General features: G+C 49.1%; 18 protein-coding genes and 1 pseudogene. 16 read left to right on the top strand and 3 right to left on the bottom strand.

The window, feature by feature from the left end; translation table 11 throughout:
- Nucleotides 1–94 precede the first annotated feature (94 nt).
- The 5 genes from BZG20_RS09395 (at nucleotide 95) to BZG20_RS09375 (ending at nucleotide 3676) form a co-directional block, all read left to right on the top strand.
- Nucleotides 95–1072, top strand: a complete 978-nt coding sequence (locus BZG20_RS09395; protein ID WP_077578830.1) for a glycosyl transferase family 90 — start codon at nucleotides 95–97, stop codon at nucleotides 1070–1072.
- 100 nt (nucleotides 1073–1172) lie between these two features.
- Entirely contained in the window at nucleotides 1173–1688 is a 516-nt protein-coding gene (locus BZG20_RS09390; RefSeq protein WP_077578829.1) for a hypothetical protein, read from the top strand.
- Between the two features lie 291 nt (nucleotides 1689–1979).
- Entirely contained in the window at nucleotides 1980–2954 is a 975-nt protein-coding gene (locus tag BZG20_RS09385; protein WP_241829527.1) for a hypothetical protein, read from the top strand.
- Between the two features lie 3 nt (nucleotides 2955–2957).
- Nucleotides 2958–3344, top strand: a complete 387-nt coding sequence (locus tag BZG20_RS09380; protein ID WP_077578828.1) for an STAS-like domain-containing protein — start codon at nucleotides 2958–2960, stop codon at nucleotides 3342–3344.
- Complete coding sequence (locus BZG20_RS09375; protein ID WP_077578827.1) at nucleotides 3341–3676, top strand: hypothetical protein; 336 nt, start codon at nucleotides 3341–3343, stop codon at nucleotides 3674–3676. The genes BZG20_RS09380 and BZG20_RS09375 overlap by 4 nt, the downstream gene beginning before the upstream one ends.
- A gap of 253 nt (nucleotides 3677–3929) precedes the next feature.
- Here the strand turns inward: BZG20_RS09375 and BZG20_RS09365 are convergent.
- Nucleotides 3930–4109: pseudogene (locus BZG20_RS09365) on the bottom strand (tyrosine-type recombinase/integrase); the annotation flags it as partial.
- A 380-nt stretch (nucleotides 4110–4489) separates the two neighbouring features.
- On the opposite strand from BZG20_RS09365, the gene dusA reads away from it, so the two are divergent.
- From dusA to alr, 9 genes are all read left to right on the top strand, one after another.
- Nucleotides 4490–5518 carry a tRNA dihydrouridine(20/20a) synthase DusA gene (gene dusA, locus BZG20_RS09360; RefSeq protein WP_074214095.1) on the top strand — a complete coding sequence of 343 codons (1029 nt, stop codon included), beginning with the start codon at nucleotides 4490–4492 and terminating at the stop codon, nucleotides 5516–5518.
- Between the two features lie 158 nt (nucleotides 5519–5676).
- Nucleotides 5677–5940 carry an envelope stress response protein PspG gene (pspG, locus tag BZG20_RS09355; RefSeq protein WP_046074320.1) on the top strand — a complete coding sequence of 88 codons (264 nt, stop codon included), beginning with the start codon at nucleotides 5677–5679 and terminating at the stop codon, nucleotides 5938–5940.
- 161 nt (nucleotides 5941–6101) lie between these two features.
- A complete protein-coding gene (locus tag BZG20_RS09350) occupies nucleotides 6102–6746 on the top strand; it encodes a TIGR04219 family outer membrane beta-barrel protein (protein WP_046074319.1) in 645 nt (214 codons plus the stop codon).
- A gap of 216 nt (nucleotides 6747–6962) precedes the next feature.
- Complete coding sequence (locus BZG20_RS09345) at nucleotides 6963–8471, top strand: aldehyde dehydrogenase family protein (RefSeq protein WP_077578825.1); 1509 nt, start codon at nucleotides 6963–6965, stop codon at nucleotides 8469–8471.
- 123 nt (nucleotides 8472–8594) lie between these two features.
- The gene (locus BZG20_RS09340) at nucleotides 8595–8822 is read left to right on the top strand and encodes a hypothetical protein (RefSeq protein ID WP_046074318.1); all 228 of its coding nucleotides are present in this window, start codon (nucleotides 8595–8597) and stop codon (nucleotides 8820–8822) included.
- A 140-nt stretch (nucleotides 8823–8962) separates the two neighbouring features.
- Nucleotides 8963–10771: an assimilatory sulfite reductase (NADPH) flavoprotein subunit gene (locus BZG20_RS09335; protein WP_077578824.1), complete on the top strand. Its 1809-nt coding sequence runs from the start codon at nucleotides 8963–8965 to the stop codon at nucleotides 10769–10771.
- Nucleotides 10771–12486 carry an assimilatory sulfite reductase (NADPH) hemoprotein subunit gene (cysI, locus tag BZG20_RS09330; protein WP_077578823.1) on the top strand — a complete coding sequence of 572 codons (1716 nt, stop codon included), beginning with the start codon at nucleotides 10771–10773 and terminating at the stop codon, nucleotides 12484–12486. Before BZG20_RS09335 ends, cysI begins: the two co-directional genes overlap by 1 nt.
- On the top strand, nucleotides 12479–13258 hold the full coding sequence (locus BZG20_RS09325) for a phosphoadenylyl-sulfate reductase (protein ID WP_077578822.1): 780 nt from the start codon (nucleotides 12479–12481) through the stop codon (nucleotides 13256–13258). Before cysI ends, BZG20_RS09325 begins: the two co-directional genes overlap by 8 nt.
- 228 nt (nucleotides 13259–13486) lie before the next feature.
- Nucleotides 13487–14722 carry an alanine racemase gene (alr, locus tag BZG20_RS09320; protein ID WP_077578821.1) on the top strand — a complete coding sequence of 412 codons (1236 nt, stop codon included), beginning with the start codon at nucleotides 13487–13489 and terminating at the stop codon, nucleotides 14720–14722.
- A gap of 79 nt (nucleotides 14723–14801) precedes the next feature.
- Here the strand turns inward: alr and BZG20_RS09315 are convergent, their stop codons facing one another.
- Complete coding sequence (locus tag BZG20_RS09315) at nucleotides 14802–15422, bottom strand: FKBP-type peptidyl-prolyl cis-trans isomerase (RefSeq protein ID WP_046074313.1); 621 nt, start codon at nucleotides 15420–15422, stop codon at nucleotides 14802–14804.
- Nucleotides 15423–15547: 125 nt separating this feature from the next.
- On the opposite strand from BZG20_RS09315, the gene BZG20_RS09310 reads away from it, so the two are divergent.
- Together BZG20_RS09310 and BZG20_RS09305 are read left to right on the top strand one after the other, a co-directional pair.
- Complete coding sequence (locus BZG20_RS09310; protein WP_198531472.1) at nucleotides 15548–16168, top strand: LysM-like peptidoglycan-binding domain-containing protein; 621 nt, start codon at nucleotides 15548–15550, stop codon at nucleotides 16166–16168.
- A 407-nt stretch (nucleotides 16169–16575) separates the two neighbouring features.
- Nucleotides 16576–18207 carry a methyl-accepting chemotaxis protein gene (locus tag BZG20_RS09305; protein ID WP_077578819.1) on the top strand — a complete coding sequence of 544 codons (1632 nt, stop codon included), beginning with the start codon at nucleotides 16576–16578 and terminating at the stop codon, nucleotides 18205–18207.
- 65 nt (nucleotides 18208–18272) lie between these two features.
- Here the strand turns inward: BZG20_RS09305 and BZG20_RS09300 are convergent, their stop codons facing one another.
- Nucleotides 18273–18740 carry a GNAT family N-acetyltransferase gene (locus tag BZG20_RS09300; protein ID WP_077578818.1) on the bottom strand — a complete coding sequence of 156 codons (468 nt, stop codon included), beginning with the start codon at nucleotides 18738–18740 and terminating at the stop codon, nucleotides 18273–18275.
- Nucleotides 18741–18790: the final 50 nt, after the last annotated feature.

The raw sequence follows: 18790 nt of genomic DNA, 5'->3' as shown, positions 1-18790 counted from the left end.
GAGAGAGCACATCGTTCGGCTCTCTCGCCCATTTCATACCCTCGTCATCTTGCTCAACTAGGCTTTCCTGCATATGGATTGACGGAGCAAGGCCGTGAATAAACTCCGCTACTATAGTTATAACTTGGCACTCAATGCGATCCCTAATGATTGGTATCGCACTTGGATGCGCAGGCAACTTTTCCCCACTTATCAGCAACATCAATCCGATATCGACCAGCGCGTCAGCTACTATAACCGTTTGAATGCGCCATTTTGTTTGTCTGAGCAATATTGCGATCATCAGACGGGCCGTGTGAGACAAGATCAAGGCTCGGTATATTTTCTCGATATATTGCGGGTAATGCGCTGGTTCCCAAATGGTTTGTTTCTGCATTACTTAGGCGGCGATGTGACACAACCGCCGCCCACGCCAGCATTCGTGAAAAGCCGACCGATTCATGGCGACAATCAAAACGCCGTCCTGCTCAAGCTCAACGCGGTGCGTCACTTCCAATTTATTAATGATCCTGTGCCGTTTGGGCAAAAACGCGATAGCGCGGTATGGCGTGGGCGCTGCTTCAATCACAAGCGCCGCCAGCTTCTTCAGCGCTTTTACACGCATCCAACCATTGATGTCGGGGATACACGCCCCGTGAATGATACTGACCAAGCCTATCGAAAAGCCCCGCTGACACCGCAAGCGCAGCTACAGCATAAGTTTATTCTCAGTGTGGAAGGGAAAGACGTTGCCACCAACTTAAAATGGATAATGTCCTCCAACTCGCTTTGCTTGTCACCCCCAATGGAATATGAAACTTGGTTTATGGAGGGCCAATTAATCCCTGGAGTCCACTATGCCGAGGTCAACGCCGATTTTTCCAACCTAGAGGCAGTCATCGACTACTACCTCACCCATCCGCATGAAGCACAAGCGATCATCAACAATGCTCATCAATGGGTAAACCAATTTCGCGACCGACAAAAAGAGGCGGTGATCAGCTACTTAGTGGCAGAGAAATACTTTCGGCTTTCGCAGCAAGTCAGAGAAAGAACTGACGATGCTTTTGGACTGAGCGTGTATGCAAAATGAGAAAGTGGTAGGGGTATAAGTTACTGACATATAGTACAGTTGAGTGTGGCTCAGCGCACAAAGAGGCGCTTTTGTCAGTTGGTTTAGGGAGATAAAAGCAATGGAAGCTAACGAACTTTACTTTATTTACTGCTCTCAGCGTATGAACCTTAGTGCGGTACGTCTTTTTGATTGGTCTGAGTCTAAAGAACATTACCAAGGTATGGCCGAAGTTGACGGTGATACTTACTTTAGAACCTACCGTAAAGACTGCATTGTCGAAAGCTATGAAAGCCTTGCCGAGCTGGCTAAAGCTGAACACTCTTTACAAGAGTTCATAAACTCGCCCGAAAACATCCACTTTAATCGTCCTGCACCTAAACCAGTAGACACCTTTGACGTTCACTTTACGGGCTTCAAAAAAGACGATAAAGCGCGCCTTAGTGAATTGGCTAAATCAGCCAACATGAAAGTTCGCGGTGAAGTAACTAAACATCTAAATGTCTTGTGTTATGGCTACAATGCTGGCCCCAAAAAACTGGAAAAAGCACGCTCTCAGGGTGTGATGATTATCAATGAGCCGGAGTTTCTTCACTTCATTGAGACGGGTGAAGTAGTTGACTGTGCAATAAGTTAATCTTTTTTATAGCTAGTTGGTTTGTAGGGATAATAAGAAATGCCCGTGACTTACTGTTCTACAAGGAGTGAGCGTGGAAAAGTCAAAAGTTAAAAGCATTGCGAGAAAACGTTGGTCGAGAAGAATATACTCTCGATATTTGAATAGTGATAGTAAAAAATACAATTGGGTTCGAGAAAGAAGTCTTGTTTCACTTCCAAGGCTAATGGTTCAAGGGCGGTTCATGCTAATAAATGTAGGGGTAGGGTTGAAAAATTTAAGTTTTTCGCTACCACTTTAACAGTGGCGCCTGTGAAAGATAAAGATAGAAAGTGTGCTCTTGAGTTCTTTAGTAAAATTAATGCTTTTTTAAAAAGCAGTGAGGGGCGCTGCGATATTTTACTGAATTTTGAGGGGGTTGAGAAAGTTGATCCAAGTGGATGCGTTTTTCTTTTTTCATATATAGAGATGTTTCAAGAAGTTTACCCAGGATGTAATATAAAAATAAAGTATCCAAGAAAGATTAAGCCCACGCCTGGGAATGGTTGTCATCATACAGCTCAACCGAATCATGTTTTTAATCACTTGAAACTTTATGAACGACTAGGAACTCGTAAAGCACCTGTTTTTCATACAGTCGCTCCTCCTAACCTAAAAGTTTGGGAAACTATTTCTTTTGTCAATGACTCTGAGCTAGTTGGAAAAATATTAGAAAATGTGTGTGAAAAAGTTCCTGATATATCGCCGGCTCAGCGTTCTCAAATATGGAAGGTGCTGATCGAGGCTGTGAACAACTGCCCCGAGCATGCTTACGACAAAGCTTTTATGCGCGATAAAGGCTTGAAGTACAACAAAACGCGGTGCTTATTTGCTATCATAGAAGGACATTTAGCTATTGCGGTTGCTGACTTAGGAGTCGGTATCCCGTATACTCTGGAACACGGGAAGGCTAAAGAAGTGTGGAATATCATTAGGAAGCTATTGAAAGTTTCTACAGCCTCTGGCACTAAAGATAGCCACTATTTGCAAGGTATGATAAACATTAAAGATGTTCGTAAGAGACTTTCTAGATACACTAAATATGATAATCGAGGACACGGTGGTGCTGATCTACGGAAGGCTATTAAAGAGTTAAAAGGGAAGATACTGATTATGTCTGGTAAAGGTTCTCTGATGTTAGACGCTTCAACCCCTGAGCCCAACAAGCTAACTCTACGCGATTTTAATACAGGATTGGATGGAACGCTAATTTATATGTCTATTCCCTTAACCGATATTAATGAGTGACTTATGTTATATTTAAATATTGCTGATTTTACGAGATATCCTGGGCCACGTTACATACATATTGGACCTAATAGTGGAGAAGAGTTTCGAGAGAGATTTCTTATTAAATCTCTTGAAAAAGATTCTAAAGTTTCAATTAATTTTGATGGGGTCCTTGGTTATGGTTCCTCATTCTTGGAGGAGATATTTGGCGGTGTTGTACGCGCTATGCCATCTCACCCCAAAACCGAACATCCAAATGGAGATGAAATAGTAAAGCATGACTTTTTAACGTTGGATATGATTGATTTTCTGAAAGAGAATTTAGTTTCTCATGAAGATCCGTCAGTTATTGAAGAGGTGACTGAATATATTAACCATGAACTTAAAGGTATGGAGAGCCAAAAATGACTTGGTGGATCGCCTTCATAATTGCTGTCCTAGGGTGGTTTTTTACCGCTAAGCAAAATGCAAAGAGTAATGCACGTACGTTATTAAACCAGGAAATTAAAGATGCAAGGGAGAAACTTCATGGAATAATGGTTTCTTGCAGTGCTAGTGATAAAAATTTTCCTTTTCTTGCTAAGGATGAAATCAATATAAAAATGCAAAACTATATTGTTGCCATTCAAGAGGTTGATAGACTATACAATAGCTATCACTTTCCATTTTTTAAACGTATTAAGATTTTAAATTGGCTTTTTTCTCAGTGGAGTTTTTTTCCCATCATGCTTTTCTGGTAAGCGTTAAAAGTTCATTTAATGAGTGGGTTATGCCCGAGCCATATGCAACTAATAAAAATCAATATTCAGATTTTAACGTTAACAGTCATGCGAAGGAGATTCGTAAGGCTATAACGGATGATGATAAAAATGTTACGGATGATTTACGCCTTCATCGAATTCAATTGGAATATAAGAAATTGTGTTTGCATTACAAACTGGTTAGCTAGTGTAAAATACATGTTTATAAGTGATATGGATTTTTATAGCCACGTCAGTTTTCATGCAGCTCATGAGGGAACAACTCCGTGTACACCGTCCACAGCACGTTCAGGTTCCGGTGGCCAGTTACTTGTGCCACTTCTTCTATTGAATAGCCTTTCTCCAATAGTCGGCTGGCGCCCTCGCGGTGTAAATCGTGATAGCGCAAATCGGTAATGCCTAGCGCATTGCGCCCAAGCTAAATCATTCGCAGCGTGCGGATTAAGTATTGTTTGGTACGCTCTGTGTGACCTCAAACACTCCGCTTATTCAAGAACATATCAATGTTACCACTAATCTTTGCTGACACCTTTTAGCCGATAACGTTGGTTTCTCACTCACAGGGAGGCTTGTTTGCTCACGTTACTGCATGTGGATTCTGCTTAAATGTCTTGGGCACTCTGTGTATAATCCGCGTCCGCCTGTTGCGTGTATCTACAGGTGGTGCTTTTCAGTATTTAAGGCATTCGCGGGTGTTCGTCTATATTTGTTCCTCTGCTCTGAGGCGTACTATTGGCGTACCGCCTGTCGAAAACGACTGTCGTTTAACGTAATTTGCAGAGATTCGAGACCATGACTAACCCCAGCAAAACCGCCGCCAGCCCTGATGTGACGCCTAAAACGGTGATGCAGCGTTTCTCTGTTGCGCCTATGCTCGATTGGACCGATCGCCACTGCCGGTATTTTCATCGCTTACTATCAGAACACACTTTGCTGTTTACTGAGATGGTCACCACAGGCGCGATCATTCATGGTAAGGCCGATTACCTTGCCTACAACGAACAGGAGCATCCGGTGGCGTTGCAGCTGGGGGGATCGGATCCGGCGGACTTGGCAACATGCGCCAAACTGGCGGCTGAGCGTGGTTATGATGAAATTAACCTCAACGTTGGTTGCCCGTCGGATCGGGTGCAAAACGGGCGTTTTGGGGCGTGCTTAATGGCTGAGCCTGAGCTGGTGGCGCAGTGTGTGGCTGCCATGCGCGAAGTGACCGATGTGCCTATTACGGTGAAAACCCGCATTGGTATTGATGAGCAAGACAGCTACGAATTTTTGACTGACTTTGTGGGTACCGTCAGTGAAAAGAGTGGTTGTGATATGTTTACCGTGCATGCACGTAAGGCGTGGCTAAAAGGGCTGAGTCCCAAAGAAAATCGGGAGATCCCGCCGCTGGATTACCCGCGTGTTTATCAGCTTAAAAAAGATTTTCCGCACCTCACACTTGCCATCAATGGCGGGGTGAAAAGCCTTGAGGAAGCGGAACAGCACCTAGCGCATCTTGATGGCGTGATGGTCGGCCGCCAAGCTTATCAGAGCCCGTTTATGTTGGCCGAGGTCGATCAGCGTTTATTTGGCAAGACAACCCCTCGCATTACACGTCGCCAAGCAGTCGAGGCGATGTTCCCATACATTGAACAGCAGCTCACTCAAGGGGCGCAACTCAACCATATTAGCCGCCATATGTTAGGTCTGTTCCAAAATATGCCAGGCGCGCGGCAATGGCGCCGCTATATCAGCGAGAATGCGCACAAGCCGGGTGCGGGTGTTGAGGTACTGACCACCGCAATGAGCCATATCCCTGAGCAATGGCTTGATGCCTGAACCGGTGAAAAGCACCAATTATTGGTGAAAATATAACCGCACCTTCATGGAGACCTGAAGGCAACGCTGTAATCCATTGAATTAATGAGAAAATATAGAGTGACAAATTGGCCTGAAACCTGCAAAGTCTGTCTCGCTATCAAGACAAGGAGATCGCAATGATCGAAATACTCTTTCTGATTGGCTTTGCTGTTGTATTGTTTATGACAGGCGTAAGCATCATGGGCATGGTGCTGGCCATGCTGGCCGGCTTTGCCGTGATGATGTTGGCCGGGATGATAGGTACGCTGCTTAAGCTACTACCATGGCTGTTGGTGATCGCCTTGGTTGTGTGGCTTGTTAAACGCCAGCGTCGCAGCCGCAAAGGTGAGCCTGAAGTGATTATCAACGAAAAGCGCTGGGCACGATTCCGTCGCCGTTAAGCGCACAAAATTTGCGCGTCGACACAGCAAACATACGCCGTTGCGGGTTTTTCTCTTCACCTCGGCACAAAGCTTGCTATTATTCTAAGCAATCGGCGACAAGGCATGGCTTTGCCGCCTCCGCGTGACGACCTTTTTTAATCGACAATGTGGAGAGTTTCATGAAAACCACTTCAATGACGCTTGCTGCCGCAGCGCTCACTGCGTTTTTGGCCATGCCCGCTCAGGCAGATACCTTGGCAGGCGGTAAAGTAGGGGCGGATGCCTGGTTTATGGATGCTGACGTCAATAATGTAGAAGCCGATGATGCGAGCACTGCTGGCTCTTATTATGCGGCGATTGAGCATCCGTTACCATTGATCCCCAATGCGAAAATCCGCCAAACCTCGGTGAGCGTGGATAACCCTGATGTTGATTTTGACCAAATCGACTTTGTTGCCTATTACGAGTTTCTCGATAACGATCTCGTGTCGGTGGATGCGGGCATTAATATGCAGCGTTTCCAATCTGGCAAGTTTCAAGGGCAAAGCTTTGACGAGTGGCAACCGAACATTTATGCCGATGCACGTGTAGGTCTAGTCGGCACGCCTTTATTTGTATTTGCCACCGTGAGCAAAGGCGAGTTTGATGGCACCAGCACCTTGGATGCCGAAGCGGGCTTGCAATATCAGTTAGGTTTAGTGGCCGCTGATTTGAACGTGCGAGGCGGTTATCGCATGATCGACCATGACTTCGACTACTTTGACAATAATGACGGAGAGCTTGATGTGACTGGCTTCTTTGTCGGTGCAGAACTCGACTTTTAATCGGTTGAGCGTCAAGGCAACGCGTAAAAGCCGCGCACATGCGCGGTTTTTTTATACCTGAAGATTCTGCCTATTCGCTTCTGTTGCCCATGTCTCACTGCGACTTTCGYCTAATACCCAGCCATTAAAAACTCTGCCACGCTTTTTGAGCAATAACGGCAAGGAGAGAGCAGTACGTGCTCCGCCATCTACTCAAACACGGAATAAGGAAAGAGTATGATCTACGCAAAACCAGGAACAGATGGGTCAGTGGTTAGCTTTAAGTCGCGTTATCAAAACTTTATTGGAGGTGATTGGGTGCCGCCGGTGAAAGGGCAGTATTTTGCCAATACGTCACCGTGCACTGGCGAAACCCTTGCTGAAGTGCCGCGCTCAAGTAGCGACGATGTGGATCTGGCACTGGATGCGGCGCATCGCGCGAAAGATGCATGGGGGAAAACCTCTGTCACTGATCGGGCCAATATTTTGTTAAAAATAGCGGATCGGATTGAAGCGAACCTCGAAATGCTCGCCGTGGCGGAAACCTGGGAAAACGGTAAAGCGGTACGTGAAACCTTGGCGGCGGATATTCCTCTCTGCGCCGATCATTTCCGTTACTTTGCCGGTTGTATTCGCGCCCAAGAAGGTACTGCGGCGGAGCTGGATGCGGGTACAGTGGCGTATCATATTTACGAGCCTTTAGGTGTTGTGGGGCAGATCATTCCGTGGAACTTCCCCTTACTGATGGCGTCATGGAAGCTTGCGCCGGCCTTGGCGGCGGGCAACTGCGTGGTACTCAAGCCGGCGGAGCAAACCCCGACGACCATCTTGCTATTGATGGAGTTGATTGGCGATCTGCTGCCTGCTGGTGTGGTTAACGTGGTCAATGGTTATGGCGCAGAGGCGGGCCAAGCGCTTGCGACGTCGTCTCGGATTGCCAAACTGGCGTTCACAGGCTCTACGCCAGTGGGTCATCACATTCTACGTTGCGCGGCAGAAAACCTCATTCCTTCAACCGTTGAGCTGGGCGGTAAATCCCCCAACATCTATTTTGAAGATGTGATGCAGCAAGAAGAAGCATATATCAATAAAGCGGTAGAAGGCCTGTTGCTTGGCTTTTTCAACCAAGGCGAAGTGTGCACCTGTCCGTCGCGCGCGCTGATCCAGGAAAGTATCTATGACGACTTTATCGCACGCGTGATTGAGCGCGCAGGCACGATAAAACAGGGTAATCCGCTCGACACCGAGACCCAGGTCGGGGCGCAAGCATCAGACGAACAGTTTGATAAGATCATGAGCTATTTGAAGGTCGGGCAAGAAGAGGGCGCGAAGGTATTAATTGGCGGTAGTCACCAGGATTTGGGCGGCGGCTATTATGTGCAGCCGACCCTACTGGAGGGCCATAATAATATGCGGGTGTTCCAAGAAGAGATCTTTGGGCCGGTGATTGGGGTGACCACCTTTAAAGATGAGGCGGAAGCTTTAGCGATTGCTAACCACACCGAGTACGGGTTGGGTGCAGGGCTTTGGACCCGTGATATGAACCGCGCCTATCGTGTCGGACGTGCGATTGAAGCAGGGCGGGTCTGGACAAACTGCTATCACCTTTATCCTGCACACGCGGCGTTTGGCGGCTACAAAAAGTCAGGGATCGGGCGGGAGACACACAAAATGATGCTGGGTCACTATCAACAAACGAAGAACTTACTCGTTAGCTACGACATTGATCCATTGGGTTTCTTTTAATAGAGACCACCTCAATGCGGAGGCGGTGACAACATCGCCTCTGCTCATCAAGCCTCCTGCATGGCAGCTTTTCTTATCTGAGACTAAACTCAATAAGTGATCCAATTCAGTGGGCAAAGCATCATGACAGCCGAACAGCTACGTGCTTTATACCGTCAGCAGCTTTTGATTGAGGCGGTTGTTGAGCCTTCGTTAGATAGCGAGGGGTGGGTTGTTGAGTGTCGCCACACCGGTGGTGGTTTAATGGCGCTTACCAATGCTGAAGGGATTGAGCAATGCTTTACCGATATTGACCAAGCGACGTTGAATGCGCTTGAGATTGGTTTTCAGCAAGTTCGTATTGCTGACTAACGTTATGTTCCCGCTCAATGACACGCCGCTGCGCACCTACCTTACAAAAAGTTATAAAACATTCACATCTATTCTTTATTGTTATTAATTGGTGAGGGTACGCTAGCATTCACGCAATGTTAGCAAGGAATGTCGTCACCATGTTACTCAAGGATCTCTCCGGGTTAACCAGCCCGCTCAATGATCAGCAGATAGGCCAGTTGCAACAAGCAGTGGCGGAGTTGTCACCGCAGCAACTGGCCTGGATCAGTGGTTATTTTTGGGGGTTAAGCCAAACACCTGCTGGTGAAGCGGCGGCACCCAATGCTATGCCACAAGCCAGTTCTGCTCCCAACCATACCCTAACTATTTTGTATGCGTCACAAACCGGCAATGCTAAAGGCGTGGCGGAGGCGCTGCATCAGGAAGCGGAAGCGGCTGGGATCCCGGCCAAATTGGTTGCAGCAGATAACTACAAAGGCAAGCAACTGGGCAAAGAAACCCATCTTGTGATTGTTGCTTCCACCAATGGTGAAGGCGAGCCGCCCGATAACGCCATTGAGTTACATGAATTTTTGCAATCGAAAAAAGCCCCCAAACTGGATCATCTTCATTATGCCGTCTTGAGCTTGGGAGACTCGAGTTATGAGTACTTCTGCCAGACGGGGAAAGACTTTGATGCCTTTTTGCAAAAGCTTGGCGCCAAGCCGATGGTTGCCCGCCTTGATTGCGATGTGGATTATGAAGCCACGGCCAGTGCTTGGCGAGAGCAAACCTTAGCCGAGGTGAAGCAACAATTTAAGGCCAGTGGTGATGCGCAGGTAGTGCCGCTTCATCAAGCCACCGCGCAAGCAAAATACACCAAACAGTCGCCTTATACCGCTGAGCTACTCACCTGCCAGCGCATTACCGGACGAGGCTCAGATAAAGCGGTTTATCATGTTGAGCTGGATCTGGATGAATCCGGCATTGAATATCAGCCAGGCGATGCTTTGGGGGTGTGGTATCAAAATGATCCCGAACTGGTGGACAGCATCGTCGCCAAGGTGGGTCTGCGTGGCGATGAAACCGTCGATATCGACGGTGACAGCCTCTCGTTGCGAGACGCGCTAATTGCCCACTATGAGATCACCGCCTCTAACCCACAGCAGGTCAGTGCGCTGGCAGCGTTATCTGAGAGCGATACACTCACCGCATTGACGGAAGACAAAGCCGCATTGCGCGAGTTTGCTAATCGCACTCAGCTGATTGATGTGCTGGCACTGGCGGACGTCAACCTGAATGTCGAGCAGTTTCAATCGATATTGCGTCGGCTCACGCCGCGTTTGTACTCGATCGCCTCTAGCCAAGCGGAAGTGGAGGACGAAGTGCACCTTACCGTCGGGCTGGTGGATTATCAGCATGAGAGCGGAGAATCACGCCAAGGCGGCGCTTCGAGCTTTCTCGCCCACCGCGCTGAAGTGGCCGAGACGGTCAAGGTGTTTGTTGAGCACAACGATAACTTCAAGCTGCCAACCAGTGATGACACCCCCATTATTATGATTGGCCCCGGTACTGGCATTGCGCCATTTCGTGCTTTCTTGCAAGAGCGAGAGCAACGAGAGGCAAAGGGTGATAACTGGCTGTTCTTTGGCGATCGCACCTTTACCGACGACTTTCTTTATCAGGTTGAATGGCAGCAATACCTTAAATCTGGCCTGCTGACGCGGATGGATGTGGCCTTTAGCCGCGATCAGGCTGAGAAAGTCTATGTCCAGCACCGGTTACTCGCGCGTGCTGAGGCGGTATGGCAATGGCTATCGAACGGCGCTTACATCTATGTGTGTGGTGATGCCAATCAAATGGCGAAAGATGTTCATGAAGCCTTAATCGAGATAGCCCAAACACAGGGCCAGCAAAGCCGTGAGCAAGCGGAAGCCTTTATTAATGAATTGCGCAAAGATAAGCGCTATCAAAGGGATGTGTACTAATGAGTGAGCAGAAATTTGCGGGCGATACACTGGGCCCACTAGCTGATAACGAGCGTTTGAAAGAGCAAAGTGATTACTTGCGTGGCACCATTGATCAAGACTTGGATGATCCGATCACTGGCGGATTCACGGATGATAATTTCCAGCTGATCCGCTTCCATGGTATGTATCAGCAAGATGATCGCGATATCCGTGCCGAGCGACAAAAACAAAAACTGGAGCCTTTGCACAATGTGATGTTGCGTGCGCGGATGCCGGGCGGGATCATTACGCCCCAGCAATGGCTGGCGATTGATAAGTTTGCCCGTGAAAGCTCGCTCTATGGCAGTATTCGCCTGACCACTCGACAAACCTTTCAATTTCATGGTGTCCTTAAGCCTAACATCAAGCTCATGCACCAGACCTTGAATGAATATGGCATTGACTCGATTGCCACCGCTGGGGATGTGAACCGCAACGTATTATGTACGTCCAACCCGGTGGAGTCAGAGCTCCATCAGCAAGCTTATGATTGGGCAAAGCGGATAAGCGAGCACTTGCTGCCTAAAACCCGCGCTTACGCAGAGATTTGGCTCGACGGTGAAAAAGTCGAAGGCAGCCAAGACAAAGAGCCGATTTTGGGTGAGCGTTATCTGCCACGTAAGTTCAAAACCACGGTGGTGATCCCGCCACAAAACGACGTGGATGTGCACGCCAACGATCTCAACTTTGTTGCCATTGCCGAGAAGGGCCAACTGGTTGGGTTTAATGTTCTGGTAGGTGGCGGGCTTGCCATGACCCATGGTGATACCAACACCTACCCGCGTCGCGCGGATGACTTTGGCTTTATTCCGCTTGAGCATACACTGAAGATCGCGGAAGCCGTGGTCACCACCCAACGTGATTGGGGAAACCGCTCAAACCGTAAAAATGCGAAAACCAAGTACACACTTGATCGCGTTGGTGCGGATGTGTTCAAAGCGGAGGTGGAAAAGCGCGCCGGTGTGAGTTTTGCGCCAAGCCGCCCGTATACCTTTACCGGACGCGGCGATCGCTTAGGCTGGACCAAAGGCATTGACGGTAAATACCACCTCGCCCTGTTTATCGAAAATGGTCGTTTGCGTGATACGCCAGAAAAACCACTCAAAACCGGCATGGCGGAGATAGCTAAAGTTCATCAGGGCGATTTCCGCATGACCGCGAATCAAAACCTGATCATCGCGGGGATCCCGGAAGCGCAAAAAGACGAGATTGAGGCGTTAGCGCGCCGTTACCGTTTAATTAATGACGAACACAGTGTGCAGCGCACCAACTCGATGGCGTGTGTCTCCTTCCCAACGTGTCCACTGGCGATGGCTGAAGCCGAACGCTTCTTGCCGGACTTTGTCACGGAAGTGGAGAAAATTCAGCAAAAACATCAGGTGCAAGATGATCCGATTGTACTGCGTGTAACCGGTTGCCCGAACGGCTGTGGCCGAGCCATGTTGGCAGAAGTGGGTTTGGTGGGTAAAGCGCCGGGTCGTTACAACTTGCATTTAGGTGGGAATTGGGAAGGTACCCGCATCCCCAAAATGTACAAAGAGAACATCACCGATCGTCAGATCCTTGAAGAATTGGATCAGTTGATTGGTCGCTGGGCGACAGAGCGCGAAGCGGGTGAGCACTTTGGTGATTTCTTGATCCGCCGCGAGGTGATTGCTCCCGTGCATGTATCTAAGAGGGATTTTTATGCCTGAAACCGTTCAAACTAACGCGACGTTGGCCTTAGCTGACATTGCCGCGATGAATAAAAGCCAGCAAGCCTTGGCATTGGCGGAGGTGAATGCCACCTTGGAGGCACTCTCGGCATCTGAGCGTGTCGCCTGGGCGTTAGAGCACCTTGAAGGGCAGTTTGTCCTCTCGTCGAGCTTTGGGGTGCAAGCGGCATTGATGCTGCACTTGGTCAGCCAGGTGAAGTCGGATATTCCAGTGATTTTAACCGACACGGGTTACTTGTTTGCAGAGACCTATCGGTTTATCGATACCTTAACCACAAGGTTGGATTTGGACTTACGGGTGTATCGCGCCGCACTTAGCCCCGCTTGGCAGGAAGCGCGTTATGGCCAACTGTGGGAGCAAGGGGTGGAGGGGATCACCCAATACAATCACATCAACAAAGTCGAGCCGATGAAGCGCGCGTTGCGAGAGCTAAACGCCGGCACCTGGTTGTCGGGATTGCGCCGGGGTCAATCAGACTCTCGCGCCAATCTGCCGATACTCAGTGTCCAGCATGGAGTATTTAAGTTCTTGCCCGTGATTGATTGGTCGAACCAAGCGGTGGACGACTACTTGCGCGAGCATGATTTGCCGTATCATCCCTTGCGAGACCAAGGCTATGTGTCGGTAGGGGATGTGCATACCACCCAGCGCTTGGAGCCAGGTATGCGAGATGAACAAACACGCTTTTTTGGCTTAAAACGCGAATGTGGATTGCACGAAGATGACTTGAATGATGGCGCTGGCATATAGCGTGTTGAGTCTTGTCTGCGACAACGCTTCTCTCAAACGTCACCCTAGGGTGGCGTTTTTTTGTTCAAACACGCGGAACTTGTCTATCTTTTTTTATTGAGTGACTCGTCAGCCGTGAAGTGTTCTGTGATATAAACAGCGCGCATTGCCAGGAGGCATAAATAAAAGCGGTCAGCTTTTATTTAACACGTCACGGATGCTCCATTTATGTGACCAACAGTGAAGCTTATGAACAAAAAATTCTCTTTAGTGGCGCTTGCCGTCGCCGGTGTCGTTGCCCTTGGGGCACCCGCCGTCATGGATTACTCCTCGCCTACGCCGTCGACGCCTGATACCGGCAATCGTTATATGGGGCATGGCAACGGCTGGCTAGAAGTGAGCACCTCCACCTTTGGCGACAATATTCAACGTGTGCAGCAGAAAGTCAGCGAAGGCACCAAGATTTGTGTGGTCATGAAAGCCGATGCCTATGGCAATGGTATTGCTGGTCTTTTACCTACTGTGATTGCCAGTGGCATTGATTGTGTTGGCATTGCTAGCAATGAAGAAGCGCGGACCTTGCGTGAAGGCGGTTTTACCGGCGAGATCATGCGTGTGCGCACCGCGACCTTACAGGAAATGGAGAGCGCATTAGCATTGAATATGCAAGAGCTGATTGGGTCGGCAGAGCAAGCCGAACAAATGCGTCAGCTTGCCGAGAAACATGATATTACCATTCCAGTCCATATGGCGTTTAATGCCGGTGGAATGGGCCGCAATGGCATCGAGATGAACGAGGAGTCGGGTAAGCAAGTCGCGTTGGATATTGCCACTGACCCGCGTTTTAACGTGGTCGGTATCATGACGCACTTTCCTAACTACGAAGCCGATTATGTGCGCAGCAAGTTAGGACAATTTAAAACCAACAGTGAGTGGTTGATTGAACAGGCAGACTTGAAGCGTGAAGATGTCTTGCTGCATGCCGCGAACTCGTTTGTCACTTTAAACGTGCCAGAGGGTCATTTTGATATGGTTCGCCCTGGTGGGGCGCTGTATGGCGATCAGCCAACCAACCGGGAGTTTCCGCCCATCATGAGCTTTAAGACCAAGGTGGCCTCTGTGCATCATTTACCCGCGGGCAGCACGGTTGGTTATGACAGCACTTATACCTTGGAGCGCGATTCTATTCTGGCCAATTTACCGGTCGGCTATTCGGATGGTTTCCCCCGTAAAATGGGTAATGATGCCGATGTGCTCATTCAGGGGCATCGCGTGCCTGTTGTCGGCGTTGCGTCAATGAACACTATTATGGTTGATATTACTGATATTGCGGATCAAGTGGCCCCCAACGATGAGGTGGTGCTATTCGGTCAGCAAGGGGATAAAACCATTGGTGCAGTGGAGTATGAGACCAATGCGGATGTGATTTTCCCAGAAATCTATAGCTGGTGGGGCGCGGTGAACCCACGTGAATACGTGCAATAACGCCGGATTAAAAGACAAAAAGCGATGCCGAGGCATCGCTTTTTTCATTCCTGACTTGGCGCTTGTATTCAGTCAGCGATTACAGGATGTCGAGTAGCTCAACTTCAAAGACAAGGGCGGCAAACGGAGGAATGGCTGCGCCCGCACCACGCTCGCCATAGGCGAGATCTTGTGGCACATACAACTTCCACTTAGAGCCAACTGGCATCATTTGCAGGGCTTCAATCCAACCTTTAATCACGCCAGTCACCGGGAATTCAACCGGCTCACCACGTGTGACTGAGCTATCAAATACACTGCCGTCAATCAATTGACCATGGTAGTGAACACGCACCTGCTTATCGCTGGTTGGAATTTCACCGTCACCTTGTACCAGTACTTCGTACTGCAAACCTGAATCTGTCACGGTGACGCCTTCGCGCTTGGCATTGTCTGCCAAGAAGGCATCGCCTTCTGCTGCTTGTGCTTTTGCAGCCTCTTGACGAACTTCTTCCGCTTTTGTGTGAAGCTCACGCAATGCGTTATTGATGTCGTCAATTTCAATCTCTGGCATTTGGCCAGCCAGCGCGGTGCTGATGCCTTTTGCAATGGCATCAACATGTAAGCCTTCTAGGCCGCTACCGGCAAGCTGTTGGCCCATTTGTAGGCCGATGCCATAGCTCGCCTTCTGCTCGACAGTTTCCAGTTGTACGTCAGACATAACGTCTCTCTTTTTTGCGTCAATAAAGTGTGAAAGGATAACAGGTGATGGTTTCGTGGGTAAACTTTTGTGCCAATAAGGCGTCCAAGATGAGGACAAAACAACAAAACATGCGCGGAGTGGCAATGAAGTTAACAGCAATGCGTTCATACTGGAACAAACTGCGTGCTGGATGGCGAGAGAAACTCACAGCGGGATGGGAAAACCGTCCTAGCGTAAAAAGCCTACATGGTTTGACGGGGCTAAAGCAGGGTTGGCAACGCCTACCGGCTTTACACCGACGCCTATTGATGGTGCTTATCCCGACTGTATTGGTGTTGGCTGTGCTTCCTAGTCCCTCGCCCAAAGCCCCCTCGCCCCAAACTCGTCAACCCGTCGCCCTGAATACAGGGGCGAATGTATCGTCAGCGTCGCAAAGTGATTCGTCAGTCGCGGCGTCAACTGCTGAGCCTGCGACTCAAAAAGCTGAAAAAAAAGAAAATAGCCCTTGGGTGAGCCATCAAATTGAGCCCGGTGACACGCTGGCCAAAGTCTTTCGTCGCTACGATCTAGCGTTAACCGATCTGTATGCGATTGCCAATATTGAAGGTGAGGGAAAGCCGATTAGTCGCATCCAGCCAGGACAGTGGATCCGCTTTAAACGTACACAGAGTGGTGCGTTAGATATTCTGCAAATCGAAACCGAGAAAGGGCAATCGGTACTCTATTTCCGTTTGTCTGATGGCGGTTTTGCTCGCCAACGCTAGTCTTTTGACGCCACGAGCCCAACCGAAAGCACTGGTAACAGGGTGCTTTCGGTAGTCAACCTCTCTTTATCTCAGCCTTGTTCTGTCTTTTTTCTACTTGATGTGTGATTAAAGTCGCTGCCGGATGATTTTTGATCTACTTTTTATAAATCGGTCAATAGAGCCGAATACGCTACACCATTGGGGCGGAAAAGGGATAAGTTGCTGTTCAGGGCAAGAATGCTTACACAATCAGCCATCATTGTATGACAGACTTTTTGCAAAAATAATGAGTCTTTCATCACACTTTGGTTATTTTTTGTGCTAGTATTCGTGCCGCTGTGTAGGACAGACACGCAAGCCCGCCTCAACATGGATGTCTAGGCATTAACACGCTAATCACTAATTTGTTGAGGACTCGCTTTTCCATGTTGAAAAATCTATCTATTGGTAAAAAGTTTACGGCGGCTTTTTCCCTGATTGGTATCGCTGTGGTGATCTTTGGGTTTTATATCTATACCCAAGTCAGCGGCATGCGCGATAATATGCTGAACTTTACGGACGATACCCTCCCCGCAGTGCTTGAGATCGAGCGACTCAATGAAGAGATAATACGTATTCGTCAAGATCAGTATGCGGTTCTCACCTTTAGTGATCCGGCAGAACGACGTGAAATCTTGGGTGAAATCGATGTCATGAAGCGCGATTATAGCCGCGCGCTTGATGCCTATGAAGAAAGCCTTTGGTACGACAACGAGCGTGCTATTTTTACTCGTATTCAAAATCACTGGGACCAATACAATCAAGAGCTCAGTGCCTTTCCGGACAGGGTCGAAGCGGGACAACTGACCGCGGCGCAAAAAATCCTGTCGAACTCGTTCGGCACCTTTGGCCAGTTGGATAAATCGCTTAAAGAAATGTCTGAGCTTACCCAAGGGTTTATTACCTCAAACCGCACCTCCATGCTGAATCAAGTGTCTACGGTGAGCATGACCATTATCGGGGTATTGTTTGCGGTGATTGCCTTTATGATTGTGGTCGCGATTATCTTCACCCGCGCGATTATCAATCCGCTACGCTTGGTGATGGAGCAGTCGTCTGCGATTGCCAAGGGCGACCTGACTTACCAGTTGGATCGTAGCCAGATTGGTAATGATGAAATGGGTAAATTGGCCGACTCCAGTATCGCCATGCAAGATAGCTTGCGTAGCTTGATTGAAGAAGTGATTGCCGCGGTCACTCAATTGAGCAGTGCGGTAGAAGAAGTGAGTGCGGTTTCTAGCCAAACCTCGACGGGGATGCAAAATCAGCAACACGAAGTGTCGCAAGTGGCGACCGCGATGGCGCAAATGAAAGCCACCGTGGCGGATGTGGCGCAGAACACCGAGAGCTCATCCACCGCGGCCAATGAAGCGAGTGAACAGTCGCGCATGGGCGCACAAGACATTGACGGTATGGTGGCCTCGATTCGTAAAGTTGCCGAGGACATGCGTCAAACCGGCGATACTGTGAATGAATTGGATCAGCAGTCGAAACAAATCAACATGGTGGTGGATGTGATTCGTGATATCGCTGAGCAAACCAACTTGTTGGCCTTGAACGCAGCGATTGAAGCGGCACGTGCCGGAGAGTCGGGCCGTGGCTTTGCGGTGGTTGCCGATGAAGTGCGTACCCTCGCGGGCCGGACGCAAGATTCGACCGGTGAAATCACCACTATCATTGAGAAACTGCAGCAGTTTGCAACCCAAGCGCGCAACGCCACCACCCAAAGCTGTGAAAGCATTGAGCAATGTGTGGAGCAGGGCGATCAGGCGCAGCAATTGGTACGTGGCATCGAAACCTCGGTTGAGAACATTGCTGATATGGGCATGCAGATCGCCAGTGCCTGTGGTGAGCAAGACTCAGTGGCGGATGAGCTCAGTCGCAATATCGAGCGCATCAATGATTCAGCACAAGAAGTGGCGGGTGGCGCCGATCAAACTGCGCAAGCCTGTAGCGAATTGAGCCAATTGGCGCAATCACTGCAAAGCACTATGCAGCGTTTCCGCCTGACAAAATAATCGCGAAACGATCGCGCACGCTTCATGACAATGAATCCCGCTCCTTGAGCGGGATTTTTTTTTGCTTAAACGGCAGACGTCTCACTGACTGATAAGCGCATATCGATATGTGGGATACCGTCTTCTAAGTAAACGTCGGAAAAGGTCACAAAACCATGCTTTTGGTAAAAGCGCTGTAGGTGTGCTTGAGCGCCTATTTCGATGTTTTGCGCGGGCCATTGCTGTTGGCATACTTGAATGGCTTGGCGGATCAGCTGATGACCCCATTGCCCATTGCGATGAGTGGGTGCAATGATCACGCGGCCAATACTGCTCCCTAGGTAACTTGCCCCGGGGGCGAGAATACGGGCATAGGCGGCGAGCTCTCCGTTCAGCCAGCCCATTAAATGCACAGTATCTGGCGCCGTATCGTGCGTGTCCAGCTCTGGATAGGCGCAGGCTTGCTCAACCACAAACACATCGACACGCAATTTCATCAGTGTGAATAAAGTGCGCGTATCCAGCGCGTCAAAGGTTGCCTGTTGCCATTCCATGTCATTTCCTCTTGATTGAACATAAAAAATACCGCAGACAGGCTGCGGTA

The sequence above is a fragment of the Salinivibrio sp. IB868 genome (assembly GCF_001995655.1).
In the GTDB taxonomy this organism is placed as follows: Bacteria; Pseudomonadota; Gammaproteobacteria; order Enterobacterales; family Vibrionaceae; genus Salinivibrio; species Salinivibrio siamensis.
Note: the sequence above shows the minus strand (reverse complement) of the source record. Positions and strands in the feature narration are given on the sequence as shown.

Bases quoted from the DNA above. Each gene is read 5' to 3' on its own strand.
- cysI (WP_077578823.1), top strand. From the start codon at position 10,771: ATGAGTGAGCAGAAATTTGCGGGCGATACACTGGGCCCACTAGCTGAT.
- BZG20_RS09380 (WP_077578828.1), top strand. From the start codon at position 2,958: ATGTTATATTTAAATATTGCTGATTTTACGAGATATCCTGGGCCACGT.
- BZG20_RS09310 (WP_198531472.1), top strand. From the start codon at position 15,548: ATGAAGTTAACAGCAATGCGTTCATACTGGAACAAACTGCGTGCTGGA.
- BZG20_RS09350 (WP_046074319.1), top strand. From the start codon at position 6,102: ATGAAAACCACTTCAATGACGCTTGCTGCCGCAGCGCTCACTGCGTTT.
- BZG20_RS09340 (WP_046074318.1), top strand. From the start codon at position 8,595: ATGACAGCCGAACAGCTACGTGCTTTATACCGTCAGCAGCTTTTGATT.
- BZG20_RS09325 (WP_077578822.1), top strand. From the start codon at position 12,479: ATGCCTGAAACCGTTCAAACTAACGCGACGTTGGCCTTAGCTGACATT.
- BZG20_RS09375 (WP_077578827.1), top strand. From the start codon at position 3,341: ATGACTTGGTGGATCGCCTTCATAATTGCTGTCCTAGGGTGGTTTTTT.
- BZG20_RS09345 (WP_077578825.1), top strand. From the start codon at position 6,963: ATGATCTACGCAAAACCAGGAACAGATGGGTCAGTGGTTAGCTTTAAG.
- BZG20_RS09390 (WP_077578829.1), top strand. From the start codon at position 1,173: ATGGAAGCTAACGAACTTTACTTTATTTACTGCTCTCAGCGTATGAAC.
- BZG20_RS09335 (WP_077578824.1), top strand. From the start codon at position 8,963: ATGTTACTCAAGGATCTCTCCGGGTTAACCAGCCCGCTCAATGATCAG.
- dusA (WP_074214095.1), top strand. From the start codon at position 4,490: ATGACTAACCCCAGCAAAACCGCCGCCAGCCCTGATGTGACGCCTAAA.
- BZG20_RS09305 (WP_077578819.1), top strand. From the start codon at position 16,576: ATGTTGAAAAATCTATCTATTGGTAAAAAGTTTACGGCGGCTTTTTCC.
- alr (WP_077578821.1), top strand. From the start codon at position 13,487: ATGAACAAAAAATTCTCTTTAGTGGCGCTTGCCGTCGCCGGTGTCGTT.
- BZG20_RS09315 (WP_046074313.1), bottom strand. From the start codon at position 15,422: ATGTCTGACGTACAACTGGAAACTGTCGAGCAGAAGGCGAGCTATGGC.
- pspG (WP_046074320.1), top strand. From the start codon at position 5,677: ATGATCGAAATACTCTTTCTGATTGGCTTTGCTGTTGTATTGTTTATG.
- BZG20_RS09300 (WP_077578818.1), bottom strand. From the start codon at position 18,740: ATGGAATGGCAACAGGCAACCTTTGACGCGCTGGATACGCGCACTTTA.